General features: G+C 56.0%; 16 protein-coding genes. 8 read left to right on the plus strand and 8 right to left on the minus strand.

Features of this window, described 5'->3' with window-relative positions:
- Positions 1–61 precede the first annotated feature (61 nt).
- The 4 genes from ACJU26_RS08045 to xseA all read right to left on the minus strand — a co-directional run bounded on the left by ACJU26_RS08045 (position 62) and on the right by xseA (position 5,313).
- Positions 62–2,506 carry a cation-translocating P-type ATPase gene (locus tag ACJU26_RS08045; RefSeq protein WP_414039176.1) on the minus strand — a complete coding sequence of 815 codons (2,445 nt, stop codon included), beginning with the start codon at positions 2,504–2,506 and terminating at the stop codon, positions 62–64.
- A 27-nt stretch (positions 2,507–2,533) separates the two neighbouring features.
- Complete coding sequence (locus ACJU26_RS08050; RefSeq protein ID WP_414039177.1) at positions 2,534–3,310, minus strand: UDP-2,3-diacylglucosamine diphosphatase; 777 nt, start codon at positions 3,308–3,310, stop codon at positions 2,534–2,536.
- A 4-nt stretch (positions 3,311–3,314) separates the two neighbouring features.
- Positions 3,315–3,827: a peptidylprolyl isomerase gene (locus tag ACJU26_RS08055; RefSeq protein WP_414039178.1), complete on the minus strand. Its 513-nt coding sequence runs from the start codon at positions 3,825–3,827 to the stop codon at positions 3,315–3,317.
- Between the two features lie 136 nt (positions 3,828–3,963).
- Positions 3,964–5,313 (minus strand): exodeoxyribonuclease VII large subunit, encoded by a 1,350-nt coding sequence (gene xseA / locus ACJU26_RS08060; RefSeq protein ID WP_414039179.1) that lies wholly within the window; start codon positions 5,311–5,313, stop codon positions 3,964–3,966.
- Positions 5,314–5,430: 117 nt separating this feature from the next.
- Here xseA and trxA point away from each other — a divergent pair, with 117 nt between their 5' ends.
- Complete coding sequence (gene trxA, locus ACJU26_RS08065; protein WP_414039180.1) at positions 5,431–5,802, plus strand: thioredoxin; 372 nt, start codon at positions 5,431–5,433, stop codon at positions 5,800–5,802.
- A 55-nt stretch (positions 5,803–5,857) separates the two neighbouring features.
- Here the strand turns inward: trxA and ACJU26_RS08070 are convergent, their stop codons facing one another.
- From ACJU26_RS08070 to ACJU26_RS08080, 3 genes are all read right to left on the minus strand, one after another.
- Positions 5,858–6,292: a DUF3429 domain-containing protein gene (locus ACJU26_RS08070; protein ID WP_414039181.1), complete on the minus strand. Its 435-nt coding sequence runs from the start codon at positions 6,290–6,292 to the stop codon at positions 5,858–5,860.
- A 186-nt stretch (positions 6,293–6,478) separates the two neighbouring features.
- Positions 6,479–7,321 (minus strand): energy transducer TonB, encoded by an 843-nt coding sequence (locus ACJU26_RS08075; RefSeq protein WP_414039182.1) that lies wholly within the window; start codon positions 7,319–7,321, stop codon positions 6,479–6,481.
- A gap of 104 nt (positions 7,322–7,425) precedes the next feature.
- Positions 7,426–8,646: an MFS transporter gene (locus ACJU26_RS08080; protein WP_414039183.1), complete on the minus strand. Its 1,221-nt coding sequence runs from the start codon at positions 8,644–8,646 to the stop codon at positions 7,426–7,428.
- Between the two features lie 141 nt (positions 8,647–8,787).
- Here ACJU26_RS08080 and xseB point away from each other — a divergent pair, with 141 nt between their 5' ends.
- Genes xseB through clpB form a run of 7 tightly spaced genes read left to right on the plus strand, consistent with a single transcriptional unit; the run spans position 8,788 to position 17,599 of the window.
- Positions 8,788–9,027 (plus strand): exodeoxyribonuclease VII small subunit, encoded by a 240-nt coding sequence (gene xseB, locus ACJU26_RS08085; protein ID WP_414039184.1) that lies wholly within the window; start codon positions 8,788–8,790, stop codon positions 9,025–9,027.
- A 1-nt stretch (position 9,028) separates the two neighbouring features.
- Complete coding sequence (locus ACJU26_RS08090; protein ID WP_414039185.1) at positions 9,029–9,949, plus strand: polyprenyl synthetase family protein; 921 nt, start codon at positions 9,029–9,031, stop codon at positions 9,947–9,949.
- Positions 9,946–11,820 (plus strand): 1-deoxy-D-xylulose-5-phosphate synthase, encoded by a 1,875-nt coding sequence (gene dxs, locus ACJU26_RS08095; RefSeq protein ID WP_414039186.1) that lies wholly within the window; start codon positions 9,946–9,948, stop codon positions 11,818–11,820. Before ACJU26_RS08090 ends, dxs begins: the two co-directional genes overlap by 4 nt.
- Positions 11,821–11,860: 40 nt before the next feature.
- The gene (folE2, locus tag ACJU26_RS08100) at positions 11,861–12,655 is read left to right on the plus strand and encodes a GTP cyclohydrolase FolE2 (RefSeq protein WP_414039187.1); all 795 of its coding nucleotides are present in this window, start codon (positions 11,861–11,863) and stop codon (positions 12,653–12,655) included.
- 3 nt (positions 12,656–12,658) lie between these two features.
- On the plus strand, positions 12,659–13,750 hold the full coding sequence (gene aroC, locus ACJU26_RS08105; protein ID WP_414039188.1) for a chorismate synthase: 1,092 nt from the start codon (positions 12,659–12,661) through the stop codon (positions 13,748–13,750).
- A 44-nt stretch (positions 13,751–13,794) separates the two neighbouring features.
- Positions 13,795–14,961 (plus strand): MFS transporter, encoded by a 1,167-nt coding sequence (locus tag ACJU26_RS08110; protein ID WP_414039189.1) that lies wholly within the window; start codon positions 13,795–13,797, stop codon positions 14,959–14,961.
- A 40-nt stretch (positions 14,962–15,001) separates the two neighbouring features.
- On the plus strand, positions 15,002–17,599 hold the full coding sequence (gene clpB, locus ACJU26_RS08115) for an ATP-dependent chaperone ClpB (RefSeq protein ID WP_414039190.1): 2,598 nt from the start codon (positions 15,002–15,004) through the stop codon (positions 17,597–17,599).
- On the opposite strand, the gene acs is transcribed toward clpB, so the two are convergent.
- Positions 17,566–19,578, minus strand: a complete 2,013-nt coding sequence (gene acs / locus ACJU26_RS08120) for an acetate--CoA ligase (RefSeq protein WP_414039191.1) — start codon at positions 19,576–19,578, stop codon at positions 17,566–17,568. The genes clpB and acs overlap by 34 nt on opposite strands.
- Between the last annotated feature and the right edge of the window lie 112 nt (positions 19,579–19,690).

Here is a 19,690-nt window from a genome sequence, read left to right on the forward strand (position 1 = left end):
AATCTCCGGTCGGTAATGATGACAATCTAGTCTAGCATGATCAGAATCAGGATGAAGGTTTTCAGTGTTTCCGGATGAGCATGCTCAGCCGGGTGACCACCCAGGCCAGCAGCGTTGTCAAGAAAATGGTTCCCAGGTCCTTCATGGACATGGCGGTACTATGAAAAATGGTTTGCAGGAGCGGCCATTGTGAAAAAAGGACCTGCAACAGAATCATGCTGCCTAGACTCCCGAGCAATATCCAGTCACCCCGGTCCCGCCGCCAGCGCCCATACATTGCGAGCAGGACTCCGCCTTCCATGGCCATGAGAATATTTACCGCCAGAGTATGGGCATGCTGGGTTCCCGAAGCCGCATTATCCTGGGTAAATGCCACAAATACCGTAGCGACCAGCATCGTGGTCATGATGCCGATACGCAACCAGAGTAATTTCGTAATCAGGGGTTCTTTGAGGGGCCTGGGGGGTTGCTGCATGTAAGTCTGTTTGGCTCCCATAAAGGCAAACACCAGGGCCAGGGTTACGGCGGTCGCCGTATTGACCCAGAGAATCTGCAGGGGCGTGATCGGCAGGGGGATCCCGCCAATAACGGCGATGAAAATGATCAACCCCTGGGCAAAACTGGTCGGCAACATGAACAGCACGGTTTGCTGGATGTTGTGGTAAACATGGCGTCCCTCTGCGACAGCACTGGCAATATGGGAAAAGTCATCGTCGGCGAGAATCATGGCGGCCGCTTCGCGGGCCACGGCACTACCGGAAAGACCCATGGCCACCCCAATTTGGGCGCGGCGCAAGGCGGGGGCATCATTGACACCATCTCCGGTCATCGCCACCACTTCGCCGCTGCTTTGCAGGGCCTGGACCAGTTCCAGCTTGTCCGCAGGCTGGACCCGGGCGAATACATTCACTTCCTGGGCAAAGTGCAGGCGCTCTGCCGGACTGGCTGAGAGCCATTGCGCATGATCCACCACCTGAATGGCATTTTCTGCGATCAGACCCACCTGACGGGCAATGGTGGCTGCCGTGCGGGGATGATCCCCGGTAACCATGATCACACGGATTCCGGCAGTACGACAGGCAGCTATGGCCGCTGGCACCGCTGGCCGCGGCGGATCCAGCAGGGCCGCCACTCCCAGCCAACGCCAGATTCCTGCATCCAGGGTGGGCCAATCTGCCGGGCCGGCCTCGGCCAAAGCAATGGTGCGCAGGCCCAGATTGGCCATTTCAGAAATGATTTCCTCCCAAAGGGCAAACTCCTGACTCTGTCTGTCCAGACAATGCTGCAAAACGTATTCTGGAGCCCCCTTGATGGCGATACGGTCGGCATGCAGGGTCGCCATATACGGTCTTTCATGATCAAAAGGCCGGGTATCCAGGCGCGGAAATTGTTTTGCCGTTTGCAGCAGCCCCGCCTCCCTCTTCCGTACATGGCGGATCAGGGCCTGTTCCAGAGGATCACCACTACCGCGCCCATCGGCCAGAATCTCGGCATCATTACAGAGCAGCATGACCTCCAAGGCCCTGCGTCGTCCCTCAGGGGTATCTTCAGCCAGACGTACTTCCTGGACAGCCATGCGGTTTTCAGTGAGGGTCCCGGTTTTATCCGTGCAGATGACCGTAACCGCACCCAGGGTTTCCACGGCGGGCAACTGCCGGATGATGGCCCCCTGTCGGGCCATGCGTTGCACCCCCAAGGCCAGGGTGATAGAAATCACCGCCGGGAGGCCCTCGGGAATGATAGCCACGGCCAGACTGATGGCGGCCAGGATGGCAAATTCCAGATGGTCGCCACGGCTCCAGGCTACGGCTGCAGCAATGGCTGCCAGCAATAAGACTGCTGCACTCAGTAATCGGGAGAGGTGGGTGATGCGCAGGAGCAGGGGCGATTGCCGAGTTTCGGTTTGATCCATGAGTTGTTGAATACGACCCATGGCGGTGGCCATTCCGATGGTGCGTACTTTGCCGATTCCGGAGCCGCGGGTGACCAATGTTCCAGCATGCAAGCGACTTGCTTTGCCATCGGCGGATATGCCTTTTTCTACTGGCAGGGATTCGCCCGTCAGCAGGGATTCATCCACTTGCAGATGGTGCGCTTCCAGCAATTCCAGATCAGCCGGAATCCGTTCTCCATTTTCAATGCGCACCCAGTCGCCGGGAACCAACTGTGTAGACGGCAGTTTTTGCCAATGCCCATCGCGTAGTACCAGGGATTGTTCCACCATAAAGGCCTGCAGCGCGGCGATGGCGTGTTCTGCCCGATTTTCCTGCAAGAATCCGAGCAAGGTATTGACCAGAATCACGACCACAATGATCGCGCTGTCTACCCAGTACCCCAGGACAGCCGAGAGCAGGGCGGCAATGCTGAGGATGAAAATGAGGGGATTGCGAAATTGCTGCAGGAGTTGCTGCCACCAACGTGGCGGGGTAGGGGCGGGAAGCTGGTTGGGACCGAATTGTTGCCGTAACGCAGCCGCTTCAGTACTGCTGAGGCCTTGTTTATCCATGGCTTTTGTACCTCCTTCTTATCCGGCCTAGGGGATGGGCGTTATTTTTTCCAGTGACCAGTGACCGGCCGACCAACGCCCAATGCCTGCAGCCTCCGGACTCCAGGCACCCAATACCATACGCCAGCCGTCGCGGGTTTCTTCCCAGACAGGACGATGGGTGTGACCATGGACCAGCACATCAAAGCCATTGTCCCTCTGGTTTCCAGCGATGCCCTGACGCAGCGCCTTCTGAATGGCCAGAGGGTGGGCATCCGTCATTTGCGACGTTTTTTTCTGCAGTTCCTGGCTGCTTCCGCGCCGCAGACCGCTGGCCAGTTTTTGCAGCCAGGGGTAGGGAAGATTCCCAATACTGAGGCGAATCACCGGATGACGAATCACCCGCCGAAACCACAGATAGCGACGATCATTCCAACAGAGCTGATCACCGTGGGTAAGCAGGATATTTTGCCGGCCCAGGTGGATTGCACAGGGATCGGGAATGAACCGAAGATCAAAATTGGCCAGCAGCTTTTGGCTCAAGGCAAAGTCCCGGTTACCGACCATGACAAAAACGCGCGTGCCGGTTGCGGCAAGCTGCTGCAGACGGGTAAACACCTGGGCATAGGCGCTCTCCCGGGATTGCTCCGGGTGTACCCAGTAGTCAAACAAATCGCCCAGAATAAAGAGAGCCTGCCCCTCCTGGGCGCGGGTTTCGCAAAACTGCTGAAAAAGCCGGGTCAGGGCAGGCTGTTGGGGACTGAGGTGCAGATCAGAGATAAACCAGACCGGTCCTTCCCCAAAGTCCGCATCCAGGTAATGCATGCTCTCAGGCCGGGGCTACCCGTTCGCCCTTGTCAATGGACACCGTAGCCTTGGGGACATCCTGATGCATGCCTTTATTGCCGGTCGGAACCTTGGCGATCTCGTCCACCACTTCCATACCGCTGACCACCTTGCCAAATACGGCGTAACCCCAACCGGAGCCCGATGCGGCCTTGAAATTGAGAAAATCATTGTCGGTCAGATTGATGAAAAACTGGGCGGTGGCCGAGTGGGGATCATTGGTACGGGCCATGGCCAGGGTTCCACGCAGGTTTTTCAAACCGTTTTCGGCCTCATTTTGAATGGGCGCATGGGTTTTTTTCTGCTGCATATCCGCTGTAAAACCGCCACCCTGGATCATGAAACCCGGAATGACCCGATGAAAAATCGTGCCATCAAAAAAACCCTCATCCACATAACTCAGAAAGTTTTCGACGGAATTGGGTGCCTTTTCGGCGTCCAGTTCAATGACGATATCACCCTTGTTGCTGTGCAGTACGACTTGTGGATTGGTCATGAAGACTCCTTGAAATGGCAGGGCATCCACCCTGTTCTGAAAAATTCACACCACTGAGTCAGCGGCAGCGAGTGGAAAGAGTAAAGCGATAGCCTGGCTTTTGTCGATAGCTTGGGATGCTTCCCCTGGTGGAGGTTCAGTCTGTTTCGGAATTGGAATCCATGACCTGGCAATGCAGACTGCCCCGGGCAAGGATGGCTTGCAGAGTATCACCAGGCTGGGTGTCCGCACTGCTGAACAGCACCTTGCCAGAGGCATCCCGTAATACCGCGAAACCCCTTTGCAAGACCGCCAAAGGGTCCAGAAGACGCAGTGCAGCGCTGGATTGTTGTTGGCGCAGATGATCGCGCCGCAAAATGTCCAGCATGATCTGACACAGTTTGTTGCGGCTATCCTCCAACTGTTTTTGCCATGTCTGCAAGTGCTGTACGGGATCCTGACGCCGGCGGCGTGCTTCCAGATAGGCAAATTGCTGTGCCCAGAAGGTTTCGCGCAAATTCATGGCCCGCGACAGGTGTTGTCGGGCTAGGGCAAGACGCCGCTGCGCCGCTTCCAGTCCCTCTCCAGGATGACGCAGACGCATGCGCAAGAAATCCAGACGCTGGGCATCATCCTGTAATTTTCTGCGCATCTGCCTTGCCAATTGGCGATACTGATCCTGGACTCTGGGTAACCATTCGTTGCGATCAGGGCTGACCGCCTCTGCGGCAGCCGTAGGCGTCGCGGCACGCCAATCGCTGGCAAAATCGGCAATGGTGAAATCAATTTCATGACCGATCCCTGTCACTACGGGAAGGGCGGCGGCACGGATGGCCCGCGCTACGTCTTCCTCATTGAAACACCAGAGATCTTCGGCGCTGCCACCGCCTCGGGCCAGAATGATGACATCTTCCGTCTGCCTGGTACTGGCCTTGCGCAGGGCTTCGACAATCTGGGCGCTGGCTTGCTCTCCCTGCACCAGCACCGGATATACCAGAATGGCGAGCAGCGGCCAACGCCTCGCCAGGGTGGCCCGAATATCCTGCAAGGCGGCTCCCGTCGCCGAGGTGATAACCGCAACCCGCTGCGGCCAGATCGGCAGAGGACGTTTGAGCCGTGCTTCAAAAAGGCCTTCGGCAGCCAGCTTTTCTTTCAGGGCAACAAAACGGGCTTGCAGATCGCCTTCACCCGATTCCTGAATCTGCTCCACAATCAGTTGAAACTCGCCTCGGCCTTCATACAGCGTCGGTTGGGCCAGCACCTGCACCCGCAAGCCATTGCGGGGCTGCATTCGGCTGTAGGTATTGCGTTGTCGAAACATGGCGCAGCGTACCTGAGCGTTGCTATCTTTCAGGGAAAAATACCAGTGACCAGAGCCGGGCGCGGTAAAGTTGGAAATTTCCCCCTCGACCCGCAGCAACGGGAAGTTGCCTTCGATGATTTCCCGGGCGGTGTTATTCAGTGCTGTCACCGAAAGCACCGGAATCTGTTCATCCAAAAATGTCATGCCTTGACCCCATCAGTTGCGCGCTTTAAGGTCAGCATATATCAATTTCCTGTCATTCGGGATGGTCCCGTCTGCCCGGCGCAATTCTGCGTATTGTGATATTCAAGAGGATTCAGCATGGCCGTAGTGGAACTTACCCAGGAGAATTTTGAACAGATCGTGATTGACAATGACATGGTCATCGTGGATTTTTGGGCACCCTGGTGCGCCCCGTGCAAGGCCTTTGCCCCGACCTTCGAGGCCACAGCCGAAAAGCATCCGGAGATTGTTTTCGGTAAGGTCAATACGGATGTGGAGCAGGAGCTTGGCGCTTCCTTTCAGATTCGCTCCATTCCCACCCTGATCATTTTCCGCCAGCAGATCGGCATTTTCTCCCAGGCGGGCTCACTGCCGGCCAGTGCTCTGGAAGAAGTGATTCAGCAGGCACTCGCTCTGGACATGGACCAGGTACGCGAGGAAATCGCTAGTCAGCAGGGTCAGACCCACTGAAAAATCACGCCGGTTTGCCTTCCGGTGACTTATACCCGATGTTTACCATCCGAAGCTAAAATCCGGCATACAACTGCAGCAGCAGCAAGCCCAGCAGACTAACGACTGCCGCGGTCAAACCGCTGCGCAGAGGCAAAAACCAGTCCGGCAGGTCCAAGCGTTTGTTCAGGCGAAAGTCAGCGAACCATTGGGCGATGAATCCCAGAATCAGCAGAGACAAGGCTACGGGCGCTGACCACCACAGGGCAAAAAACCCCCATAATGCCGGAATGACACTCCAGATCATCATCATGGGTGCGTCCGTTGCATTTTCCCGGTTCATGGCCAGCCCCCAATGTATGGCTCCGAGAAAACCCAGAACGATGGCGGCGTACATGTTTCCCAGGGTCAGGGCTACCAGGCCGTAACCTTTCCAGACCCCAAAGTTGGCAATGATCAGGGGGATGGTCCCCGCCCATCCCAGGATTCTGGCCATACGGAGACTATCCATGAGCATTCTCCTCGACGGCAGCGGAGGTACTGGAAGCCGTAGTTGCACTACCGATTCCCGACGGTTGAATATTGGTGAATCCGATCACCACGAGAGCCACCATGGCGGCCGCCCAGAGTACGAGAAACAACGCGAATAAGAATGTACCTATTTTCGGTTTTTTCAAAACAATCTCCTCATGGATAGTTACCAGGCATTTACACGGCGCACCCCCAAGAAGTGCATGTTCAGGGGAATTTCAATTTTCCGGGTCTGGGCGGCCAGTTGTTTGGAAAAAGGCATATACGGGAAGGAAAGGCGAATGATGCGCTTTGCCGCTGCATCCAGCTCCTTGTTGCCCGAAGGGTCCACCATGATGATGCGTTCCAGATTGCCCTGGGGATTGAGCACCACCTTGACTTTCAATTGACCAACCAGAGAGCCTGGGTAATTCAGGTCCCCGATCCGTTCCAGTTTTTGAATCCAGCCCGCGATATAAAAGTCGGCAACCGGGCCTTTCGGATTTTTAAATTTGGGTAAAGGCGGGCTGGCAGTCACTTCGCGCGCGGCCTGATCCATTTGTTCCTGCAATCTTCCCAGATTGATATGGGGTGGACCGGAGGGTTGGGTATTTTGCTGTACCGGTGGCGCGCTCGGTTGTGGTATTTGCGTCGTGGCATGGGATTGAGGCAGCGGATGTTGAGGCACGGGCCGAGGAAGCGGGCGCGGCATGGGCCGAGGCACCGGCTGGGGCCGTGTCTGGGGTCTTGCCGGATGAGGCTTCACTAGCGGCCGGGGATGAGGAACTACCTGAGGTTTTACCAGACTCGGAGCCAAGGCTTTGTTGGGTAAGGGCATGATATGAAAAGTCTTGTTGACTTCGGTCTTGTTTTGCAAGGCCTGCAGTTTGGGTTTCTGTACGTGGATCAGCAAAAACAGGGTCAGGGCGATGACGATGGCAGAAATGACCAGCCATGGGACGAGACTCTCGCTCCAATGGGGTTTTTCCTCGGGAATCAGAAAGTAAAACTTTTGTTCAGCAAAGGCCAATCGTCCTAACCTCGCGGCTGCGCCGCTCAAGAAAGAGGCCCGCGCGAGGCGGGCGGCAGTGCGTAGCTTGTCCTAACAGTCGCCGTGAGTAAAGCCAGAGCCAGTTAACGGGTGCTTTCCCGAGCACTCGGAATATGGGGGAGAAAAACCGCCAACAGACCCAGCAGTGGCAGAAAGGCGCATATCTGATAAACCACCTGAATGCTCCAGATATCTGCCAGTTCTCCCAAAACCGCTGCACCCACGCCACCCAAGCCGAACGCCAGCCCATAAAACAAGCCGGAAATGGTCCCGACCTTGCCGGGCACCAGTTCCTGGGCATAAACCACTATCGCCGGAAAGGCCGAGGCCAGCAAAAATCCGATGATGCCGGTCAGCAGGGCACTCAAGGTCAAGCCGACGTAGGGTAAGGCCAGCGTAAACGGGGCAATGCCCAGCAGAGAGGCCCAAATGACCTTTTTACGGCCAATATGGTCACCAATGGGCCCGCCCATCAAGGTGCCTGCGGCCACAGCCGCCAGAAAAATGAACAGGTGCAACTGGGCTTCCTGGGTGGCAATGTGAAAACGCTGCATCAAATAAAAAATCAGATAACTGCTGATACTGGTCAAATAGAGAAATTTGGAAAACATCAGGGCCGCCAGGATGGCGATACTGCGTTTGACCAGTTTTGCGGGCAATACCGCTTCCCGCGTTACTGCACGCGGCTTTTTGGGCAGGCGATGCTGGTGTTGGTACCAACGTCCGACAAAAGTCAGAATGACAATGGCCAGCAGTGCTGCCAGGGAAAACCACGACAAACTGTCTTGACCATTGGGCATGACAATGAAAGCCGCAAGGAGCGGGCCTGCTGCCGTGCCCACATTCCCTCCCACCTGAAAAATGGACTGGGCGAGGCCATGACGACCGCCTGATGCCATTCGCGCGACCCGGGAGGATTCCGGATGGAATACCGAGGAACCAAGTCCCACCATGGCTGCGGCAAGCAGCAAGATGGCGTAATTGGGCGCTATGGAAAGTAACAGCAATCCGGCAAAAGTGGATACCATGCCGATGGGCAGGGAAAAGGGTAATGGATGTCCATCGGTGTAGCGCCCCACCAGCGGTTGGATGATGGAAGCCGTCAATTGATAGGCCAGGGTAATCAGTCCGATCTGGGCAAAGCTCAAGTCAAAATGGGCCTTGAACAGGGGGTAAACAGCCAACATCAAGGATTGAATGCTATCATTGAGAAAATGCGACAGGCTGATGGCACCGAGCACGTCAAAGCGAGTACCCTCCTGCCTGGGCAGAGTAGCCATTTGGGCCGTCTTCTGTATGGACATGTGTGATACAGCCTTATGATAAAGTGAAAACAGACGAAATATGGTAGTGTCCGATGAACCTACCGTCCAGTATGAACCTTGTTTTTTGCGCTTGCCCCAGGTACGGGGCCTAGTGTTTAATTGGCAAACATGGAAAATGACATGAATAATACAAACTCTTCGGCAGATACGCCCGCTGACTTCGCCAGTACCCTGGATGCCTTGGAGGCGACGGTGCGCCGTCTGGAAGGCGGGCAATTGGGTCTCGAAGACTCCGTAGCCCTTTTCAAGCAGGGCATGGATCTCGCCAAACGTGCCGAATCGCAACTGCAGCAGGCGCGCCAGACGGTAGAAATTCTGCTGGGAGAAAATGCCACCCCGATGACTCAGGATGAATCATAAAATGACTCTGGAAGCTCTGGTAACCACCCAGAATTTTGCCGAATTTCGTCAACAAGCCGTATCCCGCGTCGAAACCGTCCTGCAAGGCTTGTTGCCTGATGAGCATACCCTGCCGGCCCGGCTTCATGCCGCCATGCGCTACAGCACCTTGGGTGGCGGCAAACGGATTCGGCCCTTGCTGGTTTATGCCAGCGGACTCTGTTTGGGTATCGCTCCGGAACAACTGGATCGTCCCGCTGCCGCTCTGGAAATGATTCATGCCTACTCCCTGGTGCATGATGATCTCCCGGCCATGGACAATGATGATTTGCGTCGTGGCCTACCCACCTGTCACAAGGCTTACGATGAAGCGACCGCCATCCTTGTGGGTGACGGCTTGCAGGCCCAAGCCTTTGTCGTGCTTTCCGAGCCGGGTTGGGGGATGGAGCCCGAAAGGCAGGTGCGCATGCTGGCGGTACTGGCCCAGGCGGCGGGTTCCCGGGGAATGGTGGGCGGACAGGCCATCGATCTTGCCGCCGTCGGCCATGAACTGACTTTGCCCGCCCTGGAACAAATGCACCTGCACAAAACCGGGATGCTGATCCGTTGCGCCATTCAGTTGTCCCTGTGCGCTGCCGGCGTTGCGGAAAATACGGAGCAGGCTGGTTTACTCTTGCAGTACGCCGATCGTGTCGGGCTGGCTTTTCAGGTGCAGGATGACATCCTCGATGAAATCGGCGATCTCCAGCAAACCGGAAAAGCCCAGCAAGGGGCGGATCGAAGCCGTAACAAGCCCAGTTTTGTGACTCTCCTCGGGCTCAAGGAAGCCCAGAATTATGCGCATCGCCTGTTGGAAGAAGCGCTGACAGCCCTGCAAGGCTGGAAGCATGAGGCGGATCATCTGCGCGCTTTGGCGCGCCTCATCGTCGAGCGAAATAAATGACAGACTTGTTGAAGGGCATCCCCATGCCCGAAGAGCTGCGGAAAATGTCCCGCGCTGAACTGAAAGGTGTGGCCAAGGCGCTCCGCCAGTTTCTTCTGGAATCCGTGAGCCAGACCGGGGGGCATTTGTCTTCCTGCCTGGGTACGGTTGAACTGGCAGTGGCCTTGCATACAGTTTTCAATACCCCCGATGATCGCCTGGTCTGGGATGTCGGCCACCAGGCCTATCCCCACAAGATTCTCACCGGCAGAGGACCGCGCTTCAAGCAACTACGCATGAAAGATGGACTTTCCGGCTTTTTGAAACGTGATGAAAGTCCCTACGACAGTTTTGGCGCCGGGCACTCCAGCACCTCTATCAGTGCCGGTCTGGGTATGGCCGTCGCTGCAAAACTAAAAAAACGGGATCGGGAAGTCGTCGCCATTATCGGCGATGGCGCCATGACGGCCGGCATGGCCTATGAAGCCCTCAATAACGGCGGTGTACTGGATGCCAACTTGCTGGTCGTGCTGAATGACAATGAAATGTCCATTTCCCCCAATGTGGGCGCGGTCTCCCAGTACCTGACCCGTATTCTCTCGGGGCGTTTATACAATACGGTCAGGGATGGCGCCGGGCAGGCCCTCAGTTTGGTGCCGCCCCTGCGGGAATTGGCCAAAAAAGCCGAGGAGGGCGTCAAGGGACTGGTGACACCTGGCACCCTCTTTGAAGAAATGGGTTTCCATTATTATGGTCCCATTGATGGGCATGATCTGGACGCCCTGATTCCCACCCTGGAAAACCTCAAAAATATAGAGGGTCCGCGTCTTTTGCATGTGATGACCAAAAAAGGCAAGGGCTATGGCCCTGCCGAAGAAGATCCCTGCACCTATCATGGGGTAACGCCCTTTAATCAGCGTGACGGGAAAATGACCAAAAAAGTCGGTGCTCCGCCAACTTATACCAAGGTTTTTGGTGACTGGCTTTGTGACAAGGGGGGCGCGGAGTCCAGTCTGGTGGCCATTACCCCGGCCATGCGCGAAGGTTCGGGACTGGTGCGTTTTGAGCAGCTTTATCCCGAGCGCTATTACGATGTAGGTATTGCCGAGCAACATGCGGTGACTTTTGCGGCGGGAATGGCCTGCGATGGCATCCATCCGGTAGTTGCCATTTACTCGACCTTCCTGCAGCGTGCCTATGATCAGCTGCTCCATGATGTGGCCATCCAGAATTTGCCCGTCCTTTTTGCCATTGATCGCGCGGGTCTGGTGGGCGCCGACGGAGCGACCCATCAGGGTGCCTTCGATCTGGCCTATGCCCGCTGCATCCCCAACCTGGTGATCATGGCTCCCAAGGATGAACAGGAATTGCGGGACATGCTGAATACCGGTTTTGCCTATCCCGGCCCGGCACTGGTGCGCTACCCCCGGGGTAATGGCGTGGGTTTGGAGCTGGATAAAAACCTGGAGCGCAAGATTCCCCTGGGCAAAGCAGAAACCCTCCGTAGCGGGAACAAGCTCGCCATTCTCGCTTTTGGTACCCGTGCTGCTGCGGCCTTACAGGCTGGAGAAGCGCTGGATGCCACCGTCATCAACATGCGCTTCGTCAAACCCCTGGATCACGATCTGTTGAATGCGCTTTCCCGGACCCATCAGGCCCTGATCACGGTGGAAGAGGGGGTTATTGCCGGTGGGGCTGGTTCGGCGGTGGCCGAATATCTGCTCAACCAGGGACAGATGCTCCCCATGCGTATTCTCGGCTTGCCCGACCGGTTCATTGAGCAAGGAGATGTCCATCAGTGGCACGCCGAACTGGGCCTGGATGCCGCCGGAATTACCGAAGCGGGGAGAACATTGCTGGAATCCCTTGCCCGCCAGTCAGGTCACAGGTAGTATCTGACCGAATTGGTTTACTATTCAAAGTGAGGTATGCGTGAGTATTTGCGCGACTGAAGTGCTCGAAGATGTTCAGGGGCGGGTGGATCCCCGTGCCATTCCCATTCAGCGGGTCGGCATACGTGCCGTCAGACACCCCCTGCAGTTTGCGGACAGGAATGGGGCCATACAGCCCAGTATTGCCCTGTGTAACATGTATGTCAGCTTGCCTGCGCATCTCAAGGGCACACACATGTCGCGCTTTATGGAAATCCTCAACATGTACGATGAACCCATCAGCGTGGAAGGATTCCGGGCCATCGTCGAAGAGATGCGTACCCGCCTGGAAAGCGACTCTGCGCGAATGGAAATACGCCTGCCGTTTTTTGTGCAAAAAAAAGCCCCCGTTTCCGGCGTCAAAAGCATGCTGGACTATGAAGTCGAGTTGATCGGTGAAATCACCCCAAAGGGGTATCAGTTGACGGTGGGCGTCATGGTGCCCGTAACCAGTCTTTGCCCCTGTTCCAAAAGTATTTCGGATTATGGTGCCCATAATCAACGGGCCCATGTCTGGGTCCATGTGCGCAGCCAGGAAAGCATCTGGGTGCGTGATCTCATTGATCTGATTGAAGGTGAAGCCTCCAGCGAGTTATTTGGCTTGCTCAAGCGTCCCGATGAGAAATTTGTGACTGAATACGCCTACGATCATCCCAAGTTTGTCGAAGATATGGTCCGGGATGTTGCCTTGCGTTTGCAGGAGGATCCCCGCGTGCAATGGTTTTCCGTCTCTTCGGAAAACTTTGAATCCATTCATAACCATTCGGCTTATGCCATGATTGAAATGGAAAAATAGATCATGGCCGGGAGCAGCATCGGTGAATGTTTCCGGGTCAGCACCTTTGGCGAAAGTCATGGCCCCGCCATTGGCTGTATCATTGATGGCTGCCCTCCCGGACTGCGTCTGACCCCCGAAGATATTCAGGGTGATCTGGATCGACGCCGTCCAGGGCGGTCGCGTCACACCACCCAGCGCCAGGAAAAAGATCAGGTAGAAATACTTTCCGGTGTATTTGAAGGGGTGACCACCGGTACCCCTATTGGTCTGCTGATTCGCAACACGGATCAACGCTCTCAGGACTACAGCAAGATCAAGGACCAATTTAGACCCGGACATGCGGATTATACTTATCTGCAAAAATACGGGCTCCGGGATTATCGGGGCGGCGGCCGCTCCTCTGCCCGGGAAACCGCCACCCGAGTCGCGGCCGGGGCGGTGGCCCGCAAGTTTCTGAAAGAACGTCTGGGCGTGGAAATTCTCGCCTGGCTGGCACAGATGGGGCATGTGCAGGCCCAGACTTTTGATGCCCCTGAAATTGTTCGGAATGACTTTTTTTGTCCCGATGCATTGGCGGCTGAACGCATGGCCGAATTTCTGGATGCCTTGCGCAAGGAAGGTGATTCCATTGGCGCGCGAGTGGATGCCCGGGTTTCACACATGCCGGTGGGCTTGGGTGAACCTGTCTTCGATCGTCTCGAAGCGGATATTGCCAAGGCCATGATGAGCATCAATGCCGTCAAGGCGGTTGCCATGGGCGATGGCTTTGCCGTCGTGGAGCAACGCGGCAGCCAGCACGGCGATGTCCTGACACCCGCTGGCTTCCAGAGTAATCATGCCGGAGGCGTACTGGGCGGCATTTCTTCTGGCCAGGACCTGCTGGTTTCGGTGGCCATCAAGCCGACTTCCAGTATCCGCATTCCCCGCCAGAGTATGGATATTCATGGGCAGCCCACTGAAGTGGTGACCACGGGCCGGCATGATCCCTGTGTGGGCATTCGTGCGGTACCCATTGTGGAAGCCATGCTCGCTCTGACCGTGATGGATCACTGGATGCGTCATCGTGCCCAGAATGGGGACGTAAAACCCCCGCTTCCCCCTATTTCTGGGTAAAACCAAAATCATCCACACCCTCAGCAGCAGATCCAGGATCCATCATGGGCATTGAAAGAGAAGGGGGCTGGCTGGCTGCCTTCTATTTCGTGTACTTCTGTGCACTGGGTGCTTTCATGCCCTATTGGGGTCCATGGTTGCATTCCACCGGACAGACTCCCCTGGCCATCGGCATTCTTACGGCCGCCGTACAATTCAGCAAAGTCCTCGCCCCCAACCTCTGGGGCTGGCTCTCCCATTTTTGGGGGAGTCGTCAGATTGTCATACTCGGCACCTTGCTCACTGCCGCTGGTTTTTTGGCACTGGAGTTCAGCGCTGGAAGTTTTTTGGCCATTTTGCTGATTACTCTGGCTTTTTCATTTTTTTGGGCGGCAACTCTTCCCTTGGTGGATGCGACAACCATGGATTGGGCGCAGCGTCGCGCGGCCTCTTATGGGCGCATCCGGCTCTGGGGTTCCTTGGGATTCATTGTGCTTTCCCTGGGAATGGGGGTACTCATCAGTCTTTGGGGGATGCGGACTTTTTTACCCGGTATTCTCCTGTTTCTGCTGCTAGCCTGGTGGGTCAGCCGCCATCTCCCTTACGCCACCCATGTCCCTTCGTCCAGGCAGCAGAGGCCACGCATGACACCCGTCTTGCGCGATCTCCGGCTCTGGTTTTTTCTGTTGGCGGGTTTGCTGGAACAGGCCAGTCATGGAGTGTATTATGCGTTTTATTCCATTTATGCCGAAGCCCATGGTCTCAGCAGCAGTAGCGTCGGTTTGCTTTGGGGCTTTGCGGTACTGTGTGAAGTGGCTTTTTTCTGGTGGGGAGACCGCTTTATTCGGCGCCTCGGCATCCCCGTCGTGTTTACTGCGGCCTTTGTGCTGACCGCCTTGCGCTGGGGAGTGATTGCTTGGTGGCCGGGTTTGCTGTGGATCATTCTGGTACAGAGTCTCCATGCCGCCAGTTATGCGGCGTTTCACCTGGCAGCCATACACTGGATTGCCGAACGTTTTCCCGGCGCCCTGCGCGCCCGGGGGATGGCGCTCTATGCCAGCATGGTCTATGGATTGGGTGGTGGCGTCGGTGCCCTCGCGTCGGGTTGGTCCTGGGCCCATTGGGGCGGGCACCTGACCTTTGCTGCTGCCGCTCTGTTAGCCCTCTTCGCCACTGTGTTTTTGATCAAAGGGCTGCAACGCAACCCTGCACTTGAAAAAAAGACCATCTGATCCCATGTGATGGTCAACATTCATTTCACGGAGCTTGTCCATGCGCACCGATAAATTGACCACCAAATTTCAACAGGCTTTTCAGGATGCCCAGAGTCTGGCTCTGGCCCAGGACCATCAACAAATTGAACCTATCCATTTTTTGATTGCTTTTCTGGATCAGGAAGGCGGCATTGCCCGCCCACTGCTCGCCAAAGCCGGGGTGCAGGTGGATGCCTTGCGCAATCAACTGAACCGCGCTCTGGAAGGCATGCCCAAAGTGCATGGTCAACCCGGAGAGGTCCAGGTCAGCCGCGATCTGAATAACATGTTCAATCTGGCCGATAAAATCAGTCAGAAGCGTGGTGACAGCTTTATTTCCACCGAGCATTTCCTGCTCGCCCTCCTGGAAGACAAGGGGGAAGCCGGGCGCCTGCTGAAAGGTGCAGGGGCGACCAGCAAGGATCTGGAACAAGCCGTACATGATCTGCATGGTGGGGAAAAAATCAAGGACGCCAATGCGGAGGAGCAGCGGCAGGCACTGGAAAAATACACCATTGACTACACTGAACGCGCCAGTCAGGGCAAGCTCGATCCGGTCATCGGCCGTGATGATGAAATCCGCCGAACGATTCAGGTATTGCTGCGCCGCAGCAAAAACAATCCAGTCCTGATCGGCGAACCGGGGGTTGGCAAAACCGCCATTGTCGAAGGTCTGGCCTTGCGCATGGTCAATGGCGAAGTGCCCGAATCCTTGCGGGACAAACGCCTTTTGGGTCTGGATTTGAGCGCCTTGATTGCGGGGGCCAAATTCCGGGGTGAGTTTGAAGAACGGCTTAAAGCGCTGCTCACCGACCTTGAAAAAAGTGAAGGGAAAATCATTCTTTTCATTGATGAAATTCATACCTTGGTAGGCGCAGGTAAAGCTGAAGGGGCCATGGATGCGGGCAATATGCTCAAACCGGCGCTGGCCCGGGGCGAACTGCATTGCATCGGCGCGACCACTCTGGATGAATACCGGAAATACATCGAAAAAGACGCCGCGCTGGAACGACGCTTCCAACGGGTCCTGGTGGATGAACCCAGTGTGGAGGACACTATTGCCATCCTGCGAGGACTGAAGGAACGCTATGAGGCCCATCACGGTGTGCGCATCACCGACCCGGCGCTGGTGGCGGCGGCACAGCTATCCCATCGCTATATTTCTGATCGCAATCTGCCCGACAAGGCCATTGACCTGATGGATGAAGCCGCGTCCCGGATCAAAATGGAAATTGATTCCAAACCTCAGGAACTGGATGAACTGGAGCGACGCATCATTCAATTGAATATTGAAAGAGTCGCCCTGGAAAAAGAAAAAGATGAAGCCAGTCGCAAGCGCTTGGATATTTTGCAAAATCAGATCAAGGAACTGGACAACAAATATCAGGAACTGGAAGAAGTCTGGAAAAGCGAAAAGCTGACCATTGAGGGCACTTCCCAAATCCAGAAGGAACTGGATCGCAAACGCGTCGATCTGGACACCGCGCGTCGCGCCAACGATCTGGAACGCATGGCGGAATTGCAATACAGCGTCATTCCGGCGCTGGAGGCGCAACTACGGGCGGCGGAATCCCAGGATGGAGCTGCGACAGCCAAAAAACCGACGCTTTTGCGGACCGAAGTCGGCGAAGAAGAAATAGCCGAAGTGGTGGCCCGCTGGACCGGTATTCCGGTTTCCAAGATGCTGGAAGGTGAGAAAGAGAAATTACTGAAAATGGAAGAACGCTTGCAGGCGCGAGTGGTTGGACAAAGCGAGGCGGTTTCCGCCGTGGCGAATGCCATTCGCCGTTCCCGGGCGGGGCTTTCCGATCCGCGCCGTCCCAATGGCTCCTTTCTGTTTCTCGGCCCCACCGGGGTCGGTAAAACCGAACTGACCAAGGCCCTGGCCGAATTTCTTTTTGACAGTGAAGATCTGCTGGTGCGCATCGACATGAGTGAATTCATGGAGAAACACTCGGTAGCCCGCCTGATTGGTGCCCCGCCCGGATATGTGGGCTATGAGGAAGGCGGTTATCTGACCGAAGCCGTGCGCCGTAAACCTTATTCGGTGGTGCTGTTGGATGAGGTGGAAAAAGCCCATGCCGATGTGTTTAACATCCTTCTGCAGGTCCTGGATGATGGCCGCTTGACCGATGGCCAGGGCCGTACCGTGGATTTCCGTAATACGGTCATTGTCATGACTTCCAATCTCGCTTCCGACCGGATTCAGGAGTTCAGCCGGAGTGGTAATTATGATGCCATGCGTGTTGCGGTGATGGATGTGGTCCAGGGTCATTTCCGTCCGGAATTTCTCAATCGTATTGATGAAATGGTCATTTTCCATCCTTTGACCGCCACGCAACTGCGAGAAATCACCAGCCTGCAGATGGGTGCTTTGCGTTCACGGCTGAAAGAGCGGGATATGGACTTGGTCCTCAGTGAAGGCGCACTGGACCACCTGGCCGAAGTGGGTTACGACCCGGTTTACGGCGCCCGCCCCCTTAAGCGGGTCATTCAGAGGGAGATCGAAAATCCTCTTGCGCAGCGTCTGCTGCGCGGCGATTTCAGTCCGGGTGATCTCATTGAAGTGGAACTCGAAGGCGATCAGTTCAGCTTCAATCCGCGCCGGCTGCACTGATCCTGAGCGGCGTTTTCCTGCTGGGCGCCCAGCTGTTCCAGGGTGCCCGCATCCTCGAGAGTACTGATGTCCTGGGTGACTTGCTCACCCCGGGCGATGGCGCGTAATAATCGGCGCATGATTTTGCCGGAGCGGGTTTTAGGCAACGTATCGGTAAAGCGAATATCATCGGGTCGGGCAATGGCTCCAATGAGTTCGGTCACCTGTACGCGTAAAGCCGAGTGGAGCTCATCCCGATCATCGCCTTGATGTTGATGTTTCAGTACCACAAAAGCACAAACGGCTTCTCCTTTGATTTCATGAGGAATACCCACCACGGCTGCTTCCGCCACAGCAGGATGTGCTACCAAAGCGGATTCAATTTCTGCCGTTCCCAGACGATGACCCGATACATTCAGTACGTCGTCAATACGGCCCATGACCCAGAAGTAACCATCCTCGTCCTTGCGGGCACTGTCTCCAGCAACGTAAAAGCGATTGTTGAATTTGGCCCAGTAACTTTCGATATAGCGCTCGGGATTCCCCCAAACACCGCGTAACATACCTGGCCAGGGCTGCTCCATGACCAGATACCCACCGGCATCGGGCAGATCTATGGCATTACCCCGATCATCCACAATCCGGGCGACAATACCGGGCAAGGGGAGGGCGCAGGAACCCGGCTTGTTGGCAGAAACTCCAGGCAGCGGAGCGATCATGTGTCCGCCGGTTTCCGTCTGCCACCAGGTGTCCACCACCGGACAGCGACCGCCCCCTATCTGTTGGTAAAACCACATCCAGGCTTCGGGATTCATGGGTTCGCCCACGGTCCCCAGCAGACGTAGACTGGACAGATCATGTTTGGCGGGCCATTCATCGCCCATTTTCATGAATGCGCGAACGGCAGTGGGTGCGGTATAAAAAACGCTGACAGCATGGCGGGCGATCATTTTCCAGAAACGATCGGGTTGGGGATACATGGGCGCGCCCTCATACATGAAGATGGTCGCGCCGTTGGCCAAAGGGCCATAGACCACATAGCTGTGTCCGGTAATCCAGCCAACATCCGCCGTACACCAGTACACGTCTTCGGGTTTGAGGTCAAAAGACCAGCGGGTGGTCAGCAATGACCAGAGCAGATAACCGGCACTGCTGTGGAATACCCCCTTGGGTTTACCGGTACTGCCCGAGGTATACAAAATAAACAAAGGATCTTCAGCCGACATGGGCAGCGCCGGACAATCGCTGCTTTGCCCCTGGATGGCTTCATCCCACCAGATATCCCGGCCTTCCTGCATGTCGATGTCGGCACCCGTGCGGCGCAGCACAATGACCCGTTTCACGGAGTGTTCATGCTCGCGCAGCAAGGCTTGGTCGGCATGATGCTTGAGGGGCACATTCTTGCCGCCACGCCAGGCCCCATCGGCGGTGATCAGTACAATGGCTGCCGTATCTTCCAGTCGATCCTTGAGGGCCTCGGCGGAAAAGCCCCCAAATACCACGGTATGAATGGCTCCCAGGCGGGCGCAGGCGAGCATGGCCACCACCGCCTCGGGGACCATGGGCATATAAATGGCGACCCGGTCGCCTTTGTTTACACCCTGATGCCGGAGAGCATTGGCAAAAACACTCACTTCCCGATGCAATTGCGCATAAGTAAAGGTGCGGACTTCGCCTGTTTCTCCTTCCCAGATCAGCGCAGCCTTGTGACGCTGTGCCCCCTGCAGATGACGATCCAGGCAGTTATAGGCGACATTGAGGGTGCCATCGCCAAACCATCGGTAAAAAGGCGCTTCTGACGCGTCCAGTACCGTGTGAAATTCCTGATCCCAATGCAGATGCTGTCGGGCGAGATCCGCCCAGAACTGTTGGGGGTTTTCAGCCGCCTTTTGCTGCAGTTCCAAAAATTGCAGGGCGGTCATGTTAGCCTGGGCAGCAAATGCCTCGGGCACAGCAAAAAGACGGTCTTCACTCAGTGTGGAATCAATAGCGTTGGTCATAAATCACTCCCAATCTTTTTTTAGCGTGGTCAGAATAGTCAAGTATCACTAACATAGCACAGGAATCCTGAATGCTGGACTGGTGGGTATTCAGGCTGGCAGCCTCGCTGAT

Origin of the sequence: Acidithiobacillus sp. M4-SHS-6, assembly GCF_047421495.1 — a bacterium.
GTDB lineage: Bacteria > Pseudomonadota > Gammaproteobacteria > Acidithiobacillales > Acidithiobacillaceae > Acidithiobacillus.